The sequence below is a fragment of the Rhizobium sp. GR12 genome, from assembly GCF_036596185.1.
Lineage (GTDB): Bacteria > Pseudomonadota > Alphaproteobacteria > Rhizobiales > Rhizobiaceae > Agrobacterium > Agrobacterium nepotum.
Map to the genome: position 1 here is coordinate 1 of NZ_JASXTH010000022.1, position 19,179 is coordinate 19,179.

General features: G+C 55.7%; 23 protein-coding genes and 4 pseudogenes. 8 read left to right on the forward strand and 19 right to left on the reverse strand.

What is annotated here, in order from left to right; translation table 11 throughout:
- Nucleotides 1-619: 619 nt before the first annotated feature.
- From QSK43_RS25580 to QSK43_RS25595, 4 genes and pseudogenes are all read right to left on the reverse strand, one after another.
- The gene (locus tag QSK43_RS25580; RefSeq protein WP_332305820.1) at nucleotides 620-1,162 is read right to left on the reverse strand and encodes a hypothetical protein; all 543 of its coding nucleotides are present in this window, start codon (nucleotides 1,160-1,162) and stop codon (nucleotides 620-622) included.
- Entirely contained in the window at nucleotides 1,159-1,893 is a 735-nt protein-coding gene (locus QSK43_RS25585) for a hypothetical protein (protein ID WP_332305821.1), read from the reverse strand. Before QSK43_RS25585 ends, QSK43_RS25580 begins: the two co-directional genes overlap by 4 nt.
- A gap of 306 nt (nucleotides 1,894-2,199) precedes the next feature.
- On the reverse strand, nucleotides 2,200-2,634 hold the full coding sequence (locus tag QSK43_RS25590; protein WP_332305822.1) for a hypothetical protein: 435 nt from the start codon (nucleotides 2,632-2,634) through the stop codon (nucleotides 2,200-2,202).
- A gap of 360 nt (nucleotides 2,635-2,994) precedes the next feature.
- A pseudogene (locus QSK43_RS25595) lies at nucleotides 2,995-3,246 on the reverse strand (dihydrodipicolinate synthase family protein); the annotation flags it as partial.
- Between the two features lie 377 nt (nucleotides 3,247-3,623).
- Between QSK43_RS25595 and QSK43_RS25600 the strand changes: the two are divergent.
- Together QSK43_RS25600 and QSK43_RS25605 are read left to right on the forward strand one after the other, a co-directional pair.
- A pseudogene (locus QSK43_RS25600) lies at nucleotides 3,624-3,928 on the forward strand (type II toxin-antitoxin system RelE/ParE family toxin).
- Nucleotides 3,921-4,214 (forward strand): addiction module antidote protein, encoded by a 294-nt coding sequence (locus tag QSK43_RS25605; RefSeq protein ID WP_045025177.1) that lies wholly within the window; start codon nucleotides 3,921-3,923, stop codon nucleotides 4,212-4,214. Before QSK43_RS25600 ends, QSK43_RS25605 begins: the two are co-directional and overlap by 8 nt.
- Before the next feature lie 197 nt (nucleotides 4,215-4,411).
- On the opposite strand, the gene QSK43_RS25610 is transcribed toward QSK43_RS25605, so the two are convergent.
- The 6 genes and pseudogenes from QSK43_RS25610 to QSK43_RS25635 all read right to left on the reverse strand — a co-directional run bounded on the left by QSK43_RS25610 (nucleotide 4,412) and on the right by QSK43_RS25635 (nucleotide 7,294).
- Nucleotides 4,412-4,834: a type II toxin-antitoxin system VapC family toxin gene (locus QSK43_RS25610; protein WP_332305823.1), complete on the reverse strand. Its 423-nt coding sequence runs from the start codon at nucleotides 4,832-4,834 to the stop codon at nucleotides 4,412-4,414.
- On the reverse strand, nucleotides 4,831-5,085 hold the full coding sequence (locus QSK43_RS25615) for a type II toxin-antitoxin system Phd/YefM family antitoxin (protein WP_332305824.1): 255 nt from the start codon (nucleotides 5,083-5,085) through the stop codon (nucleotides 4,831-4,833). The genes QSK43_RS25610 and QSK43_RS25615 overlap by 4 nt, the downstream gene beginning before the upstream one ends.
- Nucleotides 5,086-5,411: 326 nt before the next feature.
- The gene (locus tag QSK43_RS25620) at nucleotides 5,412-5,828 is read right to left on the reverse strand and encodes a hypothetical protein (protein ID WP_332305825.1); all 417 of its coding nucleotides are present in this window, start codon (nucleotides 5,826-5,828) and stop codon (nucleotides 5,412-5,414) included.
- Nucleotides 5,825-6,091: a type II toxin-antitoxin system prevent-host-death family antitoxin gene (locus QSK43_RS25625; protein WP_013760952.1), complete on the reverse strand. Its 267-nt coding sequence runs from the start codon at nucleotides 6,089-6,091 to the stop codon at nucleotides 5,825-5,827. The genes QSK43_RS25620 and QSK43_RS25625 overlap by 4 nt, the downstream gene beginning before the upstream one ends.
- A gap of 273 nt (nucleotides 6,092-6,364) precedes the next feature.
- Nucleotides 6,365-6,608, reverse strand: a pseudogene (locus QSK43_RS25630) (helix-turn-helix domain-containing protein).
- A gap of 299 nt (nucleotides 6,609-6,907) precedes the next feature.
- On the reverse strand, nucleotides 6,908-7,294 hold the full coding sequence (locus QSK43_RS25635; RefSeq protein WP_332305826.1) for a tetratricopeptide repeat protein: 387 nt from the start codon (nucleotides 7,292-7,294) through the stop codon (nucleotides 6,908-6,910).
- Nucleotides 7,295-7,453: 159 nt separating this feature from the next.
- Here QSK43_RS25635 and QSK43_RS25640 point away from each other — a divergent pair, with 159 nt between their 5' ends.
- The 4 genes from QSK43_RS25640 to QSK43_RS25655 all read left to right on the forward strand — a co-directional run bounded on the left by QSK43_RS25640 (nucleotide 7,454) and on the right by QSK43_RS25655 (nucleotide 10,312).
- Nucleotides 7,454-7,849 carry a helix-turn-helix domain-containing protein gene (locus tag QSK43_RS25640; RefSeq protein ID WP_332305827.1) on the forward strand — a complete coding sequence of 132 codons (396 nt, stop codon included), beginning with the start codon at nucleotides 7,454-7,456 and terminating at the stop codon, nucleotides 7,847-7,849.
- A gap of 257 nt (nucleotides 7,850-8,106) precedes the next feature.
- On the forward strand, nucleotides 8,107-9,435 hold the full coding sequence (locus QSK43_RS25645; RefSeq protein ID WP_332305828.1) for a type II toxin-antitoxin system HipA family toxin: 1,329 nt from the start codon (nucleotides 8,107-8,109) through the stop codon (nucleotides 9,433-9,435).
- A 14-nt stretch (nucleotides 9,436-9,449) separates the two neighbouring features.
- Nucleotides 9,450-9,725: a helix-turn-helix transcriptional regulator gene (locus tag QSK43_RS25650; RefSeq protein ID WP_332305829.1), complete on the forward strand. Its 276-nt coding sequence runs from the start codon at nucleotides 9,450-9,452 to the stop codon at nucleotides 9,723-9,725.
- A gap of 266 nt (nucleotides 9,726-9,991) precedes the next feature.
- Nucleotides 9,992-10,312 (forward strand): hypothetical protein, encoded by a 321-nt coding sequence (locus QSK43_RS25655; protein ID WP_332305830.1) that lies wholly within the window; start codon nucleotides 9,992-9,994, stop codon nucleotides 10,310-10,312.
- 40 nt (nucleotides 10,313-10,352) lie between these two features.
- Here the strand turns inward: QSK43_RS25655 and QSK43_RS25660 are convergent, their stop codons facing one another.
- Nucleotides 10,353-10,700, reverse strand: a complete 348-nt coding sequence (locus tag QSK43_RS25660) for a type II toxin-antitoxin system PemK/MazF family toxin (protein ID WP_332305831.1) — start codon at nucleotides 10,698-10,700, stop codon at nucleotides 10,353-10,355.
- Nucleotides 10,697-10,936 (reverse strand): antitoxin MazE family protein, encoded by a 240-nt coding sequence (locus QSK43_RS25665; protein WP_332305832.1) that lies wholly within the window; start codon nucleotides 10,934-10,936, stop codon nucleotides 10,697-10,699. The genes QSK43_RS25660 and QSK43_RS25665 overlap by 4 nt, the downstream gene beginning before the upstream one ends.
- 642 nt (nucleotides 10,937-11,578) lie before the next feature.
- Here QSK43_RS25665 and QSK43_RS25670 point away from each other — a divergent pair.
- Complete coding sequence (locus QSK43_RS25670) at nucleotides 11,579-11,899, forward strand: hypothetical protein (protein ID WP_332305833.1); 321 nt, start codon at nucleotides 11,579-11,581, stop codon at nucleotides 11,897-11,899.
- A gap of 124 nt (nucleotides 11,900-12,023) precedes the next feature.
- The gene (locus tag QSK43_RS25675) at nucleotides 12,024-12,152 is read left to right on the forward strand and encodes a hypothetical protein (protein WP_332303192.1); all 129 of its coding nucleotides are present in this window, start codon (nucleotides 12,024-12,026) and stop codon (nucleotides 12,150-12,152) included.
- A gap of 103 nt (nucleotides 12,153-12,255) precedes the next feature.
- Here QSK43_RS25675 and QSK43_RS25680 read toward each other — a convergent pair whose 3' ends face one another.
- The 7 genes and pseudogenes from QSK43_RS25680 to QSK43_RS25705 form a co-directional block, all read right to left on the reverse strand.
- The gene (locus QSK43_RS25680) at nucleotides 12,256-12,441 is read right to left on the reverse strand and encodes a hypothetical protein (RefSeq protein WP_332305834.1); all 186 of its coding nucleotides are present in this window, start codon (nucleotides 12,439-12,441) and stop codon (nucleotides 12,256-12,258) included.
- A gap of 56 nt (nucleotides 12,442-12,497) precedes the next feature.
- Nucleotides 12,498-12,986, reverse strand: a pseudogene (locus tag QSK43_RS25685) (helix-turn-helix domain-containing protein); the annotation flags it as partial.
- A gap of 127 nt (nucleotides 12,987-13,113) precedes the next feature.
- Nucleotides 13,114-14,670 carry an ISL3 family transposase gene (locus QSK43_RS25690; RefSeq protein WP_332305835.1) on the reverse strand — a complete coding sequence of 519 codons (1,557 nt, stop codon included), beginning with the start codon at nucleotides 14,668-14,670 and terminating at the stop codon, nucleotides 13,114-13,116.
- A 488-nt stretch (nucleotides 14,671-15,158) separates the two neighbouring features.
- Entirely contained in the window at nucleotides 15,159-15,431 is a 273-nt protein-coding gene (locus tag QSK43_RS25695; RefSeq protein ID WP_332305836.1) for a 3'-5' exonuclease, read from the reverse strand.
- Nucleotides 15,319-15,768, reverse strand: a complete 450-nt coding sequence (locus QSK43_RS27235) for a HEPN-associated N-terminal domain-containing protein (RefSeq protein ID WP_442967889.1) — start codon at nucleotides 15,766-15,768, stop codon at nucleotides 15,319-15,321. The genes QSK43_RS25695 and QSK43_RS27235 overlap by 113 nt, the downstream gene beginning before the upstream one ends.
- Before the next feature lie 142 nt (nucleotides 15,769-15,910).
- On the reverse strand, nucleotides 15,911-17,518 hold the full coding sequence (locus tag QSK43_RS25700) for a hypothetical protein (protein ID WP_332305837.1): 1,608 nt from the start codon (nucleotides 17,516-17,518) through the stop codon (nucleotides 15,911-15,913).
- 36 nt (nucleotides 17,519-17,554) lie between these two features.
- Nucleotides 17,555-19,081, reverse strand: a complete 1,527-nt coding sequence (locus tag QSK43_RS25705; RefSeq protein ID WP_332305838.1) for a Shedu immune nuclease family protein — start codon at nucleotides 19,079-19,081, stop codon at nucleotides 17,555-17,557.
- Nucleotides 19,082-19,179: the final 98 nt, after the last annotated feature.

The following is a 19,179-nucleotide window of genomic DNA, read 5'->3' on the forward strand; positions in this document are numbered from 1 at the left end:
TTTAACAGTGATGCAGATCGCTCAGTCATGCTGAGTATATTAAATGACTCTCAAACCATTTTCAAGTTTGAAAAATACTCCAGATACTCAACCAAACTGAGCAAAAGCGACAGATGGCAATCCTCTCTCTGAGTGAGGCACAGCAACACCTGCTGCGGTAAGCCATCAAAGGGATCCTGTCGGATCTGGTATTGATGCCGGACAACGGCAAGCTCGCGTTGGCAAACGCCGTGGTGTCAAGGTAGACCGCCTCGGTAAGGCGTAGGGACATGGAAGAACAAGACAGGCCATACGACCCAGACCTCGCCAAAGATGCGGCGGGCGCTTTCATGGTTGTTGACGCCGAAGACCCGCAAGTACGCCTCCATTTTTTATCCCTTCACAGCAAGACGCACTCCTGTCCTGCCGCTCACTTCGGCGCTATGGGGAGCGCGTTCCCGTCAGAACAGGCTGGATCACCGCATCGATCGCTGCAGACGTTCATACAGACCCGTTTCCAATTCCTTGGCGATTGGAATTATCAGCCATGATTATTGGAAGTCCACGCCAAAGAGAGCCAAGGGCCTCCGATACAAGGCTGCGATGCCGAAGCCAGACTGCCTGTTTGTCATTCTTCCCTTTAGACTGGGTCGAACAGGCCGGTGCGCCGCGCCAACTCTGTGGCAATCGCCGCCATAGCTCCCTCGCCAAACGGCATGTGATCGAAACCGACACCTGTGGCTCCGGAGATAAACGATACAAACCCCGCGAGACCACCGCCCAGCGAATGTCCCGTGAGGATTGGCTGCGCACCCGTATCGTCAAACGCAGAGTGCCCCATCACCTGCTTGTAAAAGTCCAGCGCCAGGGTTGCCTGCGAGGCTTCTCCATAACCACCCCCGAGTGTCCATCCGTTCCAGAGGTCGCTAGCGCTATCGAAAATTTCGGTATTGTCCGTACCGCGGTAGGAGATTACCGTCTGCCCATTCAGATTGTATGCAACGGCATAAAATCCAGAATTCTGCCAGCGCTGATAATCATCTGCTGTGACACCGATCGCGCTTCGGTCGACTACTTCTGCCGTGCCAACTTTCTCACCGGAAACTAGCATAACGGCGGCATAGTCGCGACTATAGGCATCCATAGACAGTATTGCTAGCATAAGCTCTTGAGGAATGCTCATTTATATAGCTCCGTCGAAAATGAACTTACTGTCAAATACTGCATGTCTGGATCGGTCGCGTCTTTTCTTAGATACGGAGGATTTGGAAGTAGGGTGGGATTCTTTTCACCCTCTTCTTTTAACCACCCGAGCACATCTTCGATTTTCCCTTCCGTCACCTGTTCCCTGGTAATCGACAAGGTGATCGAGGCAAGCGAAGTGCCTGAACCGAAGAATTCTGCGAGATTGTCGGGATTTACTCTCTTCACTGTCTTTGGATCGTTGATATCGGTGAAGGTCACCAACAGCGGATAGTCAGATTTGGTAAGCGTCGCAGTCGCCGGTTTTGACATACGTTCAAATTTCGGAGCAATGTCGACGGGGGCTTCTCCTGGGAAAAAAAGCGCATAGGGTCTCGGCATATCCTTCAACAGCGCGAAAAGGTACTTCCCTGGAAGAACCTCAAGGACAACCGCCTCCCCTTGCAGCTCAAAAAAAGCACCTCTTGCTTCAGGTAGTGCGAAGGGGCCGTCTCGATCTTCCAAACTGGCCTTCATCACACTGGACGCGGATTTGAGCCCCAACGGGGTCTCAACCGTAACCGTCAGCTTTTGATGCCACGACCAACTGTCATCGCAACCGCCCAGCAACAGCAGAACGAATAAAAACGGAATTTTCCATAGAATTCCAAATAGCTGCATCGGATACCAGTTCCGCAGAATAAATGCTGGCCAACGAAACTCGGCCTCCAAGCCAAACTTCAGATCAAAATAAATGTGGCATTCCCGCAGGTTTTAAAGTCGCGTGAGAACACAAAGAGGCATTCAGAAATCAGTTAACGGGCTGCTCGGTTGGGAGCGTGTTTTTGTCATCGGACTTTGCAATAAGACTATGTAAAACGTCGCTATCAACCAGACGTCCTATGACAGGATGAACCTTTATCTGGTTCTGCTTGGCAACTGTGTGGAAATTCGAAAGCACAGAGGTAGCGAGCTCTCGCGTCGGCGCGATAACATCCAGCAACCACACGATTTCACCACTGTTCCAATCGGCAGGCTTTAAGCGTACTGGAAAAACCCCCGCCTTAACCTGCTCAAGATCTTTGCGTCAACATCTGCACTCACGCTTGCCCAAATCGCGATAGCGCTTGGTGCCAAAGCCGCCTGTTCAGCTCCATCTTCCATTTTTTTCGATACAATTACGATACGATCGTGGCTGATCGGATCGATGACCAAGTGACCGAGATCGGCCAGGTTCTGGCTGCGATAGCGGGGAACGGAACTAAGTGCGAATACGACTTGCCCAAAAACAGAAAAAATTTGCCCTTTTGCTTGTAAAAGTTTTTGGATCACATCGTCGTTTACTGCATCGGATGTAGCCTTCTGCTGAGACTCGTCCTCAAAAAAACCGTCATACTGCCCCCGCAATACCGCCCACAAAGCGTTGATACCCTTCACAACTTCGGAAGCTATCAGATCGAATTTCGATTTCAAGTTGTATGTTTATCACCAAACCGGATTGCAATAATGGGTGTTGATTGAGGCGGTCCGAGTATGGAAGCTTGTAAGTATGCGCGCCTTGAAGAAGATCGAACCGCAGACTGGACGTTTCGAGAACTTATATTTCTGAAATCATAATACTATCGGTGAGAACATCGACGTGCCTGAATAGCGGTAACAGCAAGACACTTCGTCGCTTTAACTCTGCAGAGACGGCGGCTAAAGCGTTTAGCCGGTGACGTGATTGGATATCACCCGCGATGCAGCAGTCCGTCCGAACCGTTTAGTCCTCTCGCTGAACCGCAGCAGAGATTGACGTGATGCGGCAACTTGCCAGCACCACGCCCATATTCTTCAACGCTTCATGTTGCCTATAAGCTTTTCCATCATTGAAGTTTCCTCTGACGACAGATCCTGTAAGGGAGAACGAACCGGGCCGGCGTCGAAGCCCTGCAGGCGTACACCTGCCTTGATGGCCGAGACGGCATATCCCTTGGCACGGTTACGGATCGCCATGAACGGATAGAAGAAGTCGATCAGGATCTTCTCGCACTTGGCACGCTCACCTGCACGCAGTGCCTTATAGAACTCCACAGCGAGACCCGGCCGTGGCGGATGCGAATGACGAACAGCTCTCCAGCCTTCCCTTCAATCCGGCCTGTCGAACAATCGGACTGCCCGTCAGTCAGCAATGGTCTCGAATACGCTGGCCCTCGTCACGGTGCCGAACAGCCCGCTCAGCTCGGGCTCCTTTGACTTGACCCTCCGGAAGTCCTCAAGGGTGCGCTTATCAACGAACAGCACGTCGGTGTAAGCCGCCAACACCGCGAGATGCTGGTCGTGGACGTCGCTGCCCGGCCGAGTGGGGCGCTCCTGCCTGCTACGTTCGAGTCGGACAAGCGTGGCCAGCTACGCTTTTTTTAAGGTCATCAATTCTCCTCTAAAACTTGCAATAGTGTAGTTTATAGACTACGGTACATCTCATGATCGAGCTAAAGCAGACGGCGGTTTTCGCCAGATGGAAACCCGTCTAAGGGACAAACGAGCGAGGACTGTCATTGCGGCGCGATTGATGCGGCTGGCTGAAGGCTTGCCGGGAGACGTCGAGCCGGTTGGTGAAGGCGTCAGTGAATTGCGAATACACTATGGCCCCGGCTATCGCGTCTACTTTCAGAGACGGGGCAATGTTCTCATCGTGCTTTTATGCGGTGGCGACAAAGGATCGCAAGCCCGTGATATTGCCGCCGCGCATAAACTCGCCAGGGAATGGAGCGAAAAAGATGACTGAAAAACTGACCACCTATGATCCTGCTGCCGCTTTGGTCGATGATGAAGAAATTGCCGCGTTCATGGCCGACGCCTTCGAAACCGGCGATGCAGCCTATGTTGCAAAGGCGCTCGGCGTCGTCGCGCGTGCTAAAGGGATGACCGAAATCTCGCGCAAAACAGGCCTGTCTCGCGAACAGCTTTACCGATCGTTCAGCGAGCGCGGTAACCCAACGCTCAAAACGACGTTGGCCGTTATGAGAGCACTCGGTGTTGACGTTACCGCCAAGGCCCATGCCGCGCAGTAACACGGTGGTCCGCATACGTGCGGCAAAAACAAGCTACTGACAAAGCATCCGCTCGCCTGATCCTTCCGCATCGAGCGGCAGGACCAGGCGCAAGGGGTTCCCGGAAACCGAAGTCGGAATACGTCCAGTCCTGCGCCGGCAAGCCGTCACACACCGGAGTGTTCGGCAGAGGGATACGCATGACTGTATTTCAAAAATCAGCCCTGCCAAGGATCGACAACGATCGCGCCGGTACCATCGAAATCCCGTACGTTGTGCGTAACAACGGTCAGGTTGTGAACGAGCGCGGTCGAGGCGATCAAGGCATCGGCCTCGTTGCGACGGTCCGGAATATGCAGATGGGCGCATCGTGTTGCCACTGCATCATCGACGGGAAGAATACGGCCCTCGAATTCAGGGCGGACACGGTCATCCATCCATTTCCGCAGGAGAGCTCCCTGGGACCCATCACGGCGCTGAAGGCTCAATATGCCGCGCTCAATCTCAAGGATCGTGATCGCACAAACAAACAGATCACTCGAATCCTGCGCACTGACCCAGCGGATAACATTTGCGTCCGCCTTGCCGTCGCCGACCTTGCGCAGCTCGGAAACAACGTTCGTGTCGAGCAGGTACTTCAAGACAGATCGATCTCGCGGGTTACGATCTCTGTTCTCGGGGTATTCAGTTCAATCGTGGACAGTCCGGTCATTGACAGGGCATCAACCAGATTGCGGCGCTTTCCGGTGAGGCGCTCGAACTCGCTGTATGTCATCAACACATGCGATGGCTTGCCGCGATCGGTAATGATCACAGGCCCCGCCTGGGCGGCTTTCTTCGCCTTGCTGACGTCATGATTGACCTCGCGGCTGGAAAAACTTGTCATACTCATACGAAGCCTCCATGTAGGTACATGCCTACATATAGCCCGCATCCAGTTTGACTGCAACACTCACATCACCAGGGCATCAGGCGCGTCCGGGTGTTGGTCTCCGTTGCTATCCCGTTGACCGTCACCCTCTTATGGGCGGTAGTGCACCGGACTTCGCTTCTGCACGGGACCGCGGTTCACACGGTAATCCCACCAAGCCCGTAGCGCGAACATCGGTGGTCTGACTGCTGAAGACCTCGCCACCAAAGTCTCTACAAGCCCCCCTGCCTGTCAGAGATCGAAAGCGAAAAAACAGCCTCGCCGTTGCGCGAACATCACCCGGTAATTTATCGGGCGCGGTAAACCTCGCTGGACGACCGACGACGCGCAATAAACTCCCGAAGGACGGGGAGAAAAAAAGCTTTGCTAAACCGCCCAATAGGTGGCTCCAGCTGCAGATAGAAAGAATGCCCGATAACGTCGCTGTTATACTCGTCCAGAATGATCCAAAGCCGCATATCTGCATCAAGACCGGCCCGGCGCTTTTCAATCGCTGGAACCTCAATAGCAAAACGATCAGTTTCCGGCTGCTTTGTCGTGATGGGAAAGAAAAGAACCATGTCGCCGTCCGGACGGGCCAGCCTCACCCCGACAACAACGGGTCGACCCTTCCGACCTTCTGTTTCACCGCGGGAAGCCTCCCGACTCCACAGATAAGGGTAGCGGATTACGACTGCAGTCTCGATCTCATCGAAACCGCTCACCGAACCATCTCTTCCGTTTCCGCATAAGCCTCAACTGCCGCCTCAAACTCGTCCAGCAAAGCGTCAGACATGTTATCAATAGTGCCAACCGCACGCAGATCAGACTGCCGCATCAAACGTTCATAATCCTCAATATTAAGAAGGACCAGACGAGGCTTGTTGCGCTGGGTGATCGTCACCGGATGACGAAGTGCCTCAGCGATAATATCACCGGACTTCCTGGAAAGATCACTCGTCGTGTAAGAATTACCTGAGCTTGCCATCGATCGTACTCCCGTCTTGCGTCGCGACGATAGCACAGCCACATAGAGAAATCCATAAAATACAGCAATCCTGTAAATGCTGTATTGATTGTGACCGCCAGTGACGTACGTATCACCGCATTTATTGAATCTCAGCCTGCGGGTAAGCGACACCGGAAAGGCCGCGCGGCGTGCTTCCCACCCCGCATCGTAGTCCAGTCTCCATTCGCCTTCAAAAGTCAGACGGGCGACAGGCAAGGTCTCGTAAAAGCAAGGTCTCGTAAAAGATGGTCGTCATCGATCAGCACCGAACGTCGGCAGGAAGCTGAGGTCATCGTCCAGCGTGGATGGAGCAGCCTGAACGGTCCTGAGATCGCCGATCTCGATGCCGACGGCGCGCGCTCGGTTTGCCGGATTCAAGCTCGACGATGAAGCGTTCACCCGTTCCGGAACGGGCAGCAAGCCCGGTTTGCGTCCAGCCAAGAGCTTTGCGTTTCTCCCTGATAGCAACGCCGAAATCGCGTGCGGACCTGAACATCGTCAACCTCCATCGAATGACTTACCGTACAGGAAGATTTCCAGAGGATCAGCACATTACTTCCCGATCGGTAAGTTTCCGTCCACATTGCATCAAATCATCCTGATCGGGATGTTTTTGGAACCTCGCGCGTCAGGAAACAACGCCATTGAGATCTTCGTACCGCCTGTGGCCCATCGACCTGATATGCAGATCTGAATTCCCGTCGCAAAACACGATTCAACTCAGAGCCCGTTCTGAAACTCGCTCACCATGCCCATTGGTCATAGCTCATGTCTGACAGAATGTTGTCGATGCCATCAGGAACGACCTTTGCCATCGAGCAACTCTGATGTCGGAAGTGGCAAGTCTGGATGTGCCCGGCATAAGCCGAGGAGGTCTTCTCTCGCATCCGGATAATCCTGAAGCGCTGCGCGACGGTACCATTTGAATGCCTCTGTCAGATTGATCTCGCAGCCTACGCCGTGCTCGTTCAATTGCGCCAGCCTGTACTGCGCACCGGCATGATCCTGATCTGCAGCTTCGCGGTACCATCTAACAGCTTCTATTGGATCAATATCGCAGCCGTCACCGTCCTCTTTCAACAAGCCCAATAGATATTGCGCATCGACATTGCCTTGTTCGGCGGCTTGGCGAATTGCGACCATTTTAGCGGCAGTGATATCAGCGTTGTCCTGATTGCTCATCGGTGCCAATTCCCTCATTTTCATTGGAGAGCCAATTCCAAATTTGGTCGGGTGATCGATTTCTGTGTGACTCCAAAGGGTTTTGGCAAACAAACGAGTGCTGATCAAATTCGTTGGGACCCACAAGGAATACGACCAGATCAACCCGGAGACAGTGTAATGGATAATATTCGCGCAATCAGAAATGATAATGACCTCGCATGGGCGATTGCAGAGGTCAGCCAGTACTTCGATAACCCTCCCGAACCTCTCAGCACCGATGGAATGCGCTTCGATATCCTTTCCGATCTGATCGAAGCATACGAAGACAAGTACTACCCCATCGACGCACCAGAGCCGGTCGAGCTTATCAAGGCCCACATGGAGCTGACAGGGCGCAGCCAGGGAGACCTCGCGACGCTGTTCGGATCTCGCCCCCGCGCATCCGAAGTACTGAACAAAAAGCGCGCCCTCACGGTCGATATGATCCACAGGCTGCATAAGGAATGGGGAATTCCTGCCGATTGCCTCGTTGAGCCTTATCATCTTGCTGCGTCGGAACTTAAACACGCCTGACGGGGCCGACGTGTCTCTCACTGGAAATCGCAGAACAATTCTCTTCCACGGAGGGCATCCTGCCGGCCACGCCAGCTTCTGGCCGCTTGGCCACTTTGGAACCAGACAAGCTACCCTGGACCGTATTGGGCGAAATTTTCAGGACCGGCGGCGGCCTGATCAGGAACGATCAACGGGGGTGAATCAATTATAGTACCATTAAAATGGGTTGATTAACTTGAATATTGGTTTTATTGTCCCATCAAAGGGATCAATAAATGCGTTTTACCATTCAAACCCATTTTGACGACGCGTGGCATCAGGCCGCCACACTCGAACTGCGGGAGGACGCAGCCGGTTATCGTGGTGCGTCAATCGTCGATTACGATCTCGACTACTTTGTAGCACACGCATCAATGGACTACGCAGCCGGAAACGCCGTTCGCGATTATCGCGCCCTTTCCGTCCAGTATCCGGTCGATCTCGAAAGTCGGTACAGAACGACCTGGCCACCATTCCTTCTTGATCTGATGCCGCAGGGACATGCACGCAGGAAGCTGGCCGGACACCTCGGCCTGGGCGAAGACGCTCGCGGCTCGGACCTCCCGCTACTTCTGCGATCAGCTACGGGTGGCATAGGCAATATCCGACTTAAGGAAGCTGCTGACGCGGAAGTGGCACGGCTAAAAGGAGTGCAGCGCCAGGGCGTCACTGAAGCCGAAATTCTTGAACGGTCGGACCACTTCATGGAAGTCGCCGACCGCTTCGCGATGCTCGCCTCGGGTTCGAGCGGCCTGCAGGGCGAATGGCCGAAAGTCTCCATGACCCAGGCGGCCGACGGCCTCTATTATCCCGACAGCTTCGTGACCGACGATGAAGCCGTGCGCCATGTCATCGTCAAGCTCGTGCGCAGCAGTGATCCTTCAGACCGGATGATTCTTGAAGGGGAAGCGCTCTATTCGCGGATCGCTCAGGAGATAGGACTGAATGTCGCCGAACCATCGGTCTACGCCGAGGGGGTGCTGATCATCCCCCGCTTTGACCGGAAGCGGAGCGAAACCGGTAAAACCGTGCGACTGGGCCAGGAAAGCCTGGTGGCAACGATCGGTGTCGCGGAATTCGGTTACATCGGCACGCACGAGGCTTACATCGACAGCCTTCGCAGATATTCTGCCGATCCTTTTGCAGATACAGTTGAATATCTGAAGCGTGACATAGCCAGTCTGGCGCTTGGCGACCCCGACAACCATGGCCGGAATTCGGCCCTGAGCAAACATGAAGACGGCACTGTCCGGCTGTCTCCTCTTTTTGACTTTGCACCCATGAGGCTCGCCAAAGAAGGTATTGTCCGCTCTACCCGCTGGGCAATGATGCGGGATGCTGGCCGCGATCATCTGCCTGATTGGAAAAATATCTGCACCGGTCTTTTTCCGGACATCGATGCGCAGCAAACAGTATCCACTGCGCTTTCCGAATTCGCAGAACGTCTCCGGCAGGCACCCCGTATTGCGAAGAGCATGGGAGCGTCGCCCGAAATCGTTGAACGAGCGATGAGCCGCTGCGCGGAAATCACGCAGAGCGTTCAGACCTCCCTGTCACAAAACTGAGCAAGGGCCACGCCATGTCACGGTGGAAAAAACCTGACAAAGAAGAAATACTGCAAAATCGTCGCGACCTTGCCGAGCGTGCACGCCATGGCGAATTACGCCTTCCTGCCGCAGCGGTGGAGATCCGCAAGGGTCTCGGGATGACACAGGAGGAGTTTGCGACCATGTTGTCATTGACCAGGCGCCAGGTTGCCGAAATCGAAACTGGTGCAGCAAACCCGACACTCGAGACGCTCGAAAAAATCGGGCGGTTGTTTGGGTTCAGCGTCGGATTCGTGCCCCGGGCATGATGGAACCTCAGACCCGCGCCTGCATAACTCCTCATGCCGACAATTGCGCCGGCAATCACAGTTGACCTCATCTTAAACTTTCAAAATCAAGCACAGGATTTTGAAAAATAACAGTTTGATATGAAAATAATCATCGAATGGCGGATTTCCACTGATGCGTTGTCCTGATGCACCGGCACCACAGCAGCACCTCAAAAATCCGGCCTTCAACTTCTCTTTGCCGGCCCTGCATTGACGCCCGCCGGCCAACCTGGCAACCTCAGGCCATGACCCTGACGAAGAGTTTCATCGCCGAACTCGTCCGCGACGCCAACCGGCTCGATCACCTCGACGCCTCACAGAAACGGCGTATGCTCGAACGGGCAGTGACGACAATCCGCGACATGCGCGAAACAGTCGGAATTCCATCCGGTCCCGGCCGTGACAGTGTCGTCGACATCCACACCGTCGCCCTGTCGATCGAACGCGGATGGCGCAGCGATGAAGACGTGCGAAACGCTCTGCTGCAGGCAGCCGGCATGATCCGGGATCTGCATATCATCCTCGACAGCAAGACCGAAATCAGCATCGCCGAACCTGCTGGCTGACGCCGGTGCCATCTTCCGACCGTCAACATATCTTCGCCCGCTACGCCTTCGCCTTCGGTGAGCCTGCCAGGCCGAGCAAGACAAGAACCGCCTGATTGAGGCGCACAATATCCTCATCGTCCAGCCTCCCGACCCTTGCCCCAACCCTGGATTTCGGAACAGTCGTAATCTTGTCCCCCATCAGCCGGCACGGCGAATGCAGGCCATTGCGCTCGTTCGGCTCCACCGGCAGACGGAACAGCGGCGCGTCCGTCTCATCCGTGGTGAAGGCGCAGATGGTAATGGAATCCGTGGCGTCAAATGCCTCGTCCTGCACGACGACAACAGGGCGAGGTTTGCCCGCGTAATCCTTGCCGCCCGAAATGGTCCAGATGTCGCCGCGTCTCACGCGTCGTCGCCATTGTCGAAGTCGATGTCGGACACCGCATTGATGAACGCCTGATCGCTCACGGCGTGATCACTTGTTGCCACGGCGAGCGACTGCCGATGCGCTTCCGTCCTGAATGACGATGCGCGGACATCAGGCACCCAGATCTGGATCGGGCGCAAGCCTTGCGCACGCAGGCGTGCGCGGTGCTCACTCACCTTAACGCGCGACGGCTTTGGATTGGAAACAGAGGACATGGCGGGCTCCATCATCAGTAGTTACATGTAACCTGGTACGGACCGACACTGATCGCCAGTCTTTCTGTGGCGGGGAGCGGCATTCGGTTTAGTGTAAACTTTGCAAACCGGCAGATGCCTGGCGGCCTCAGACGGCGCAGCGGACTGCTGCTATCCGTCGTCATTATCATTTTTGATGTCATCAGACGCCTCGTCAATGCTCCAACTTAAAAAGCTCTGCGCCACAAGCTGCCTTATGCCAGGACACCGCTTCAACCGCGCCATCGATGGGCAGGTTTTGCACCCTCAGGCGTCAGGCGGGCGCAGTTCGGCTGAGCAACCATCAACTGCCCCATGTTGCAGACCATGAACCGCCCCTCCCATCTCCTGATCGGCCTCGCCAATGGCCGGTTCGTGAAATCCTCGACGCAATCATCCAGGTGGGATTTGCCTAGCGTTGCATATTCTCATAAATAACTTTTGCAAACCAACTTAAACATCTGATAAGTTTTAATAATGCGCAATTCCATAATCGAAAAAATCCAGCATATGATCCGCTATCCTGATGCACCAGCACCATAGCAGCGCCTCAAAATCCGGCCTTCAACTTCTCTTTGCGGGCCCTGCATTGACGCCCGCCGGCCGACCCGGCAACCTCAGGCCATGACCCTGACGAACAGTTTCATCGCCGAACTCGTCCGCGACGCCAACCGGCTCGATCACCTCGACGCCTCACAGAAACGGCGTATGCTCGAACGGGCAGTGACGACAATCCGCGACATGCGCGAAACAGTCGGAATTCCATCCGGTCCCGGCCGTGACAGTGTCGTCGACATCCACACCGTCGCCCTGTCGATCGAACGCGGATGGCGCAGCGATGAAGACGTGCGAAACGCTCTGCTGCAGGCAGCCGGCATGATCCGGGACCTGCATATCATCCTCGACAGCAAGACCGAAATCAGCATCGCCGAGCCTGCCGGCTGACGCCCGCTACGCGTCTTCCGACCGTCAATGGCACTTCATACCGGCAACATTCGGCCTTCTGGTTTTAAGGTTTCATTAACCGTGCGGGACCACCCTCCTCTCACAGCAACGATGGAGGTGGGTCATGGCTTACGACTGGAACCGCAATCAACGCGTTGGCAGGTTTGATGAACTGGCGGCAGCTCTCATATTCTTCACGATCGTCAGTCTGCTTCTGGCATCCGCATATCTGGTGACGACGTTCGCCAGATAGGCCACCTGTGTAGCTGGGGGTCGTCGCAGGACATTGAAGGCCGATAACGACACCCTGGCACAACAGACCGCTGCCGCGCCCTCAAAGCCTGCGCAGGCATCGCTCACACGGCAATCCTGTCCGCTTCCACCTGCGACAGCGTCTCTCTCGTCTTCGGCCTCAGCAGGCGGATACGCGACTGCGGCTCGATCACCGACCAGTATGGCTGGATCAGCTCGCGCAGCATCCGGCGCAGCTCGGGCCACGGGGTCTCTTCATTGCGAAGCTCCGGATCATACATCACCAGCATGCAGTGAAGCTTGGCGGCGATGTCGTGGATGTAATAGGGCTGCAGCGAAATCAGGACATCATACGGCTGTGGCAGAGGCGGACATGACCGACCTTCACGGTCGTCGTCACCCCGTTGATCAGGACGATCTCGTGGCTCCAGTCGAACTGATAAGCCTCGCCGGGTGCATAGTAGAGCGGAACGTAAGCCTCGGATGTGACCGTTCCACGTGCCTTGGCCCAGGACCTGGCGTAACGACGGACAGTATCGTAGCTACCATCATAGCCAAGCGCCCGGATCTCCCCGTAAATCCGGATCAGCGTCAGCCGTTCGCGAGACGCCTTGCCTTCGTTCGCAATCAGGAACCGCTCGACATCGCCTCTCCAGGCTCCGATCCGGGGCAACGGCTGATGCTCGCGCTTGTAGGTAAACTCGGTGACATCGGAGCGCACAATTTTGCGGACCGTGTTCCGCGAAACATTCAGCTCTCTGGCGATCTTCTTTACCGACCAACCCTGAACATGGAAGGCTCGCCGGACACGCGCAATCGTATCCACTCTCTTCAACTCCCCACTCCATCCGCTCAAAAGCCGGATGGTCTGATGAAATCAGCGAAGGGTCAAAATTGGATAAGTATCACCCCGCCAGTGGGGTCAACATTCGGGTCTGACGCATATTTGATGACGGCTTCCTTCACATTACGCCGATCAATCGAGCCTGGAGAAGATCCAGTTTGGCGCGCCCATACATCTGCCTTTTAACGAGTTTTAGCTTGTTGATTTGTCCTTCAACCTGGCCGTTCGACCAAGGTTCGGTGATTGCGGCAGACACTGCTGCCTTGTCTTTCACGATCCCGTTAGCAAAGGAGGCGAACACACTGTCGCTTGCATCAGCGATCCACGGATCGAGTTCTGTCTTGGCCTTCCTTCGGATCATTGTTTGGAACCGATCAACTAGATTGCGGGCTTCGACTAGGGCGGGAACACCCGCTTCTATGGCCGCGATGATAATTGTATCCGCTTTGCTCAATTGATCGCGAGCAGTTGTCATCAATCGGGCAATCGTTCTCGCGGATGGCACCTTTTGAAGTTGCCGATCGCAGATCTGCTCGGACCGCCGTCGCCTTGCCGCCCACTCTGCGACCACACGAGAACAACCACGAAAGCCTCTGCATTTTAGCTGCCGCCAAAGTTCAGCGCCGTTGCGCTGCCCAGACGTCCAGAGTTGATCTAACAGGGGAAGATGAGCCTCAAGGGAACTTTGTCTGACACGGAACACATCGGATCTGTGGCCGCGGACAATGTGGCGCACGGTTCCACGGCTGTAGCCGGTTCGTCGAACGATTTCCTTTATCGGAACGCCGGCGGCGGCGAGCTTGCTGATCGTCGTATTCACGTCCTCGCGCCTCAGATAACTGTCATATTGCAGCCGTTCAGCGCAGGTGAGTAGTTTAGGGTCGATCGTCGTAGCGCCAATTGCAGTACGGATTGCTCGCATGGATTTGCGCACGACGTCAAGGAACGCCGCGCTGGCGTTCTCCATTAAATGCCAACGATCTGCGACCTGAGCTGCATGGGGTAAGGCCCTTGCGGCAGCTTCACGATAGCCGCCACCTCGATCGCGGGAAATGATAGTTATTTCGGGGTGCTGAGCGAGAAACGTCGAAACTGTTGCGACCTCCCGGTCAGGCAGAAGCTTGATAATCCTTCGCCTCTCAAGATCACATACGACGGTGCCATAGCGGTGATTGCGGCGGAAAGCCCAGTCGTCAACCCCGACGACGCTGAGCGTATCATCCGGCGCAGTGGATTTTCTTCTTACCGCGCGGATGAGCGTGTCATTGCTAACCGGGATCATCAAGCGTTTGGCAAAGGCTGCTGCAGGCCGCCCTCCCAAAGCCAATCCGAGATGATGTACGATGGTGTCAAGCCGAGCAGTTCGACGGCTGCGCTCCGGAACGACAAGCTCGCCAAACCTTTCGACAAAAATCCGGCGGCGGCAGAATGTCATCTTACACACAAAGCGCCTGGCCGATAACCGCAGTTGGACCTTGGTGCCGGCACAAGGCAAATCAGCGATTATTCGAACGTAGCGGCTATGAACACGATCTGACATTCGATTGCATAAGGGGCAGGCACGTCGGTTCGCGGCAGCACGCGCTGAAACAATGATAACCCCGTTGCTCTCGTCGGAACGCTCAACAATCAATCCGGCCGGGATCAGGGACGACAGACGAAATTTGGTCGCCATGGTACTGATTCCTCATTGATGACAGCACCAGCTTCGACCAGGAAATCATCAAATATGAGTCAGACCCGAGTCTGGATGCTGATCCATCTCCGCAGCTCGAATCTGCGGCAGTGCCTGAACGATTTTGTCGTCAATTGGATTTTTGAAAGTTGGGAGCGGCTCGTTCGGGATCAGCGTTTTCGATTAAATTCACCAAGCATCAATGTTCCTCCGATCGAAACATGCCTCGCTCAGAACGACAGAACACTTAGGGGAGCTACCCGATTGATTTTGGCCGCAGCACCAAGCGCTGCGGCTAAAATAGCTCCTGTCCGTGAAGCTCTGATGGAGCTCCTCCATCAGGCCTCAAATGAGAGAAGCGTGTAACAGACTTTTTTCGAGTGAAACTGCCGAAAGGCGACGTCGGGCTATCGAGTGGAACCGGATCAGCTATCGGTAACTCGAGCGACTAAGCAAGCTCGATCTCCTCAAGCATGGTGCCCCTACGATTATTTTGCCAGAACAGGAAGAACCGTGATTTCTGCCCCCTTGCTTCTCAGCAGTGTCTCTGAGCGCCTGGTTTGCGACTTTCGAACAGCGACAAACAGGAACTTTTGGGCCAGAGAGGCGGCGACATACAGTTTTCGCGCCTCCTCCGCTTGAGATTGCTCAGTTCCATTCTCTAGGAACGTCAGAATTTTTCCGAGCGTCTGCGCGGTCGTTACCACGCAAATGGCTGGGAACTCCTGGCCGTTGACCGCGTGAATGGTCTTCGACGGCACACCTAGGTCCCTTGCTGTTGGTTTCCACGCGGAACTGAGCCGGCTCAGTTCTGCGCGGAAACCAACAATCTTCGGTATCGTATGTCGCGCCCTGATAGCCACCCTCAGCGGATTCGTACGACAAACCCGCATTTGCCGGGTCGTCATAATGTTGAAAGACGCAGGACCTCACATGGGCGAGTACGTCGCCGAGGGGCGCCGCCACCGGCTCCTTGGCTGTGACGCGACAAAAATCGCATTTCCTTCGCTGGGCATACCACAGGCAATAGCCGATGAGGCCCTGGTTGCCAAAGCATTTGCCACATACGAAGCCAGGATAAGCGCCGCGGTACGTCACCCACTTACCTCGCTCACGTCAGCGATAATGCACATGCGCGGCTCTCCGTTGTCGTGTTGGGACATAAGTCAAGCCTGATCCACTTCCTTTGCTGGCGGCCGCGCTGGTCAGGGACGTACCCTTGGCAGAGGGTTGGCCAATTTCACGCGAGCACATCGGTGATCCGCCGAAGGGTGTCGACAAAGCTCTGCAGCAGTTGCCGCCCTTGCACGGCGGCGGGTACGGCCTCGTCGACACCAGCGCGCGCTTTTCCGCTTGCGATGCGGCTTGACCCCAGATGCGCATCGGCGAGGCGCAAGTCGTAAATCCCAAACAACGGGGCCATCATGGTCTGCGCCTCGGTGTCCGGGCGCAGTGTCGCAATAAGCTTTTCGAATGCCTTCAGAGACCCCAGCTTCGAGGCCCCCTTCGCCAGTGTTAACTGCGCGGTTATCGCATCCACATCGATCCTTTCGATGAATAGGCGCGTCAGTTCCTTCGATAGTTCGAGTAACCCGTCCGCTTCAGCGGACCGGAAACGGTGTGCGCGGTGGAGCAGTTCCGGAATTGCTTCGTGCGAGCGTAGCAGGGGCAGGCCATATCGGGCCGTAAAGGCAGCATTGATCTCGTCGAGCGCGTCCGGCAACGCCTTTTCGGGCGCGGTCGTCGCGGCCGGCGTCACTTCCATCTGCGCGGCGAATAGCTCGCGCGAAACACCGCCGTCTGGCGTCACATTGTGGGCGCTCCATAAGCGTTGCTCCCAGGATGGCAGTCGTCCGATGTCCTTTGCGAATACGGTGATGAGCCCAAGCGGATTGACTCCGAAATGAATCGTCGAACTCGTGGCGCCAAGGCCACCCGTTTCCTGGCTATGCCAATAGAGTCTGGCGCCTCGATGCCGCAGGAGTGTCGTAACAAGCGCCGGCTCGAAATAGAGCCAGGTCATGGCTCCGGCCAATCGATCCGCGGTAACGCGCGCACCGTCATTGCTCAGTGCGAAGGTGGTGGTGTGCGGGTCTTTGTCACCGCGCACGCGTATACTGGCCTTTCCGGCCTGCACCCACTCGGTTCGCCAGAGCGCACCACGCGTCCAAAAACTATCATCCGGATCGGGGTAGCTTGCGTCGGTTATAATGCCGTCACGGCGATCGCGATGCTCTTCCTCGCTAAATGCATCGTCAGGCCAACTGAAGGCCGGCTTGGCCAAGGTGACCACGATGCGTTCCCGATAGCTCGAGCAATATAGAGCCATGTCGCGGGCTGCGAGGTAGTCGACGAGGAATTCCGTCTTTATCTCCAAAAGGACGGGCATCCCGTCCGCGTCGCGTTTCAGTCTGACGACTTCGATCCAGCCCTCTTCCGGCCGATACCATCCGTCCTCTTCCTGCTGGAGGCGGAGGGCGATGATGAGATCGGGGTGCAGATGCCAGATCTCGCGGCCGGTTTCCTCCACATGCTGGGCAATAACGAGATTGATGCCAAGCACCTCTTCCGTCCAGGTCCGAAACACATCAGCCGACCGGTATCCCCATTGCTCGACGCCGGCGCGGTGCGGGCCGAGGCAAAGGTCGCTCCAGTCGACCTTCTCCGCGTCGGTCTGTTTCGCCGCATGAATTGCCGCCGTCGCGATGCCAACGAAATCTTCGTTGCTGACGATGTCCGGGTCTGCGGGGTCCATCGACGTTTTCGTCGCCTGACGGAGCGGAATCCACGCACGGCCTTGAAGCGACGCGACATCGCGGATTTCGAAGTATTTCTGGTAAAGCGGCATTGCATGATCCAAATTGAAGGGCGTCCGACGGCTGGGCTAGAGCAAATCCTCGAATTCATCGTCGACCGATGGACTAACGGCAAAGAAGTCGTCATCGTCGCCTTCGGCGCTGTTTTCCAGCAATTCAGTCAGGTCCAGCGCGTCTTCCGATGTTTGATAGGTGGCCGCGGTCATTGGCTCCGTTTCCTGGGCGAGCAGGGACTGAAGCAATTTCAACTTTTCCAGCAGTTCATCGAAGGTCAGTACGGTTACGTCTTTATACTGGTGGCGGATGAGTTCGAACGAGGCCTGGCGCGACGGCTCCGTCGGTGTCCGACCGGCTACGATGACGCAGTCAACGGCATGCGCCTCTAGATCCTGGATGCGCGAGCGGTGCTTTAGAGTGGCGATTTCTTCGATAAACAGCCGTCGCTGGTCGAGAACCTGGACGACCGCGCCCGTCAAATGTCGAGATGGGCCGAACACGCCTACGCGATATTCCTCGCCGAGCAGCTCCGTTTTCGGCGTTTTTATTTCAATGAGAGCCGCATTGTGCGTAGTTTGGGTTTTGGCGAGAAAATCAGCTATTTTGTTGCCGTTTCCCTGCAGAGTCATGCCGCCGGCGTGGGCATGGGGCTGTAGCACGGTGATCGGGTAGCCCAGCGTCATCGAAAGAATAAAGGGGTTTCTCTGAAATAGATCCTGCCATTCCTTTTCCGCCTGGCTTCCCGACAAGCGCCTTTCGAAGGCCGCGATCAACTGGTTCAGGTTCAGCAGCTCTATGCCTTGCTGAAGCTGTATCGCGGCGCGCTTTTCGCTCCTGCTGATTTTCCGGGCCTCTGACGACAGAGCGGCAATCATACCGGCCCGGTCGCGGGGGGAGAGCTTAACGCCCGCGCTGCCCTTGCTTCCCAAGAGCTTGAAAACCGTTCCGGCCCGGTATGGTGTTGCCTTTTCGGGGAAGAGATCCGGGTGCGCGCGGTGGAGCGTAGCGTTGTGCGCGAGGATCCTGCGGTCTTCCAAACTCTCGCCTTGGTAATGCCGCGCGACGGTCATCGAGGCGGCGCGCAGCGCGTCGTAGTCCTCGCGCGCCAGATAGAAGGTGTTTTCCCCCAAATGCGTTTCGTTTCGGTCTGATATAACCAGCGTCGTCACGCCCTTGAGTTCCTCGATTGCCGTTATGAGGGGGTGCATCTCTTTCATGATCCCCAACCCGTATAGGGGATCATGAATGAAGCTGGGCGGCGTGTAGACTCTGATAAAGAGTCGAGCCGATGCGTCATCGTGAGGGAGATCGTCGTCACGGAAATGCCCTTCGATCACCACCTCTTCGAGCCGTTTATAGCGCGGCCCCAAAAATCGATGAGGAGGGTTTGGGAGGGTGAACCGGGGGGTTATCGAAAAATAACCCTTGGTGGCGTCCACATGCAGAATCGGCGCAGTGGGAAGCTCTGAAGTCTCAGTGACATTTTCTTGCACCAGAGAGGTGAAGTAGCGCCCTGCCCGCAAATCGATGCCAACTGCACCGGGATGTACCTCATGGACGAGGAAGCTGAAGGTATTGTCGTTTTCGGAAATGCTCACTTCGTCGTCCTGTCGGGCTGCTATTGTTTACACTATGCCACACCAAGTGAGTCTCGCAATCACGAGTTGTCATGTCGGCATTCGCGTCGTAGTGTGGT

Coding starts and splice junctions, on each gene's coding strand:
- QSK43_RS25580 (WP_332305820.1), bottom strand. CDS start 1,162: ATGAGCATTCCTCAAGAGCTTATGCTAGCAATACTGTCTATGGATGCC.
- QSK43_RS25605 (WP_045025177.1), top strand. CDS start 3,921: ATGACTGAAAAACTGACCACCTATGATCCTGCTGCCGCTTTGGTCGAT.
- QSK43_RS25615 (WP_332305824.1), bottom strand. CDS start 5,085: ATGAGTATGACAAGTTTTTCCAGCCGCGAGGTCAATCATGACGTCAGC.
- QSK43_RS25625 (WP_013760952.1), bottom strand. CDS start 6,091: ATGGCAAGCTCAGGTAATTCTTACACGACGAGTGATCTTTCCAGGAAG.
- QSK43_RS25635 (WP_332305826.1), bottom strand. CDS start 7,294: ATGAGCAATCAGGACAACGCTGATATCACTGCCGCTAAAATGGTCGCA.
- QSK43_RS25640 (WP_332305827.1), top strand. CDS start 7,454: ATGGATAATATTCGCGCAATCAGAAATGATAATGACCTCGCATGGGCG.
- QSK43_RS25645 (WP_332305828.1), top strand. CDS start 8,107: ATGCGTTTTACCATTCAAACCCATTTTGACGACGCGTGGCATCAGGCC.
- QSK43_RS25650 (WP_332305829.1), top strand. CDS start 9,450: ATGTCACGGTGGAAAAAACCTGACAAAGAAGAAATACTGCAAAATCGT.
- QSK43_RS25655 (WP_332305830.1), top strand. CDS start 9,992: ATGACCCTGACGAAGAGTTTCATCGCCGAACTCGTCCGCGACGCCAAC.
- QSK43_RS25665 (WP_332305832.1), bottom strand. CDS start 10,936: ATGTCCTCTGTTTCCAATCCAAAGCCGTCGCGCGTTAAGGTGAGTGAG.
- QSK43_RS25670 (WP_332305833.1), top strand. CDS start 11,579: ATGACCCTGACGAACAGTTTCATCGCCGAACTCGTCCGCGACGCCAAC.
- QSK43_RS25675 (WP_332303192.1), top strand. CDS start 12,024: ATGGCTTACGACTGGAACCGCAATCAACGCGTTGGCAGGTTTGATGAA.
- QSK43_RS25680 (WP_332305834.1), bottom strand. CDS start 12,441: ATGCTGGTGATGTATGATCCGGAGCTTCGCAATGAAGAGACCCCGTGG.
- QSK43_RS25690 (WP_332305835.1), bottom strand. CDS start 14,670: ATGGCGACCAAATTTCGTCTGTCGTCCCTGATCCCGGCCGGATTGATT.
- QSK43_RS25700 (WP_332305837.1), bottom strand. CDS start 17,518: ATGCCGCTTTACCAGAAATACTTCGAAATCCGCGATGTCGCGTCGCTT.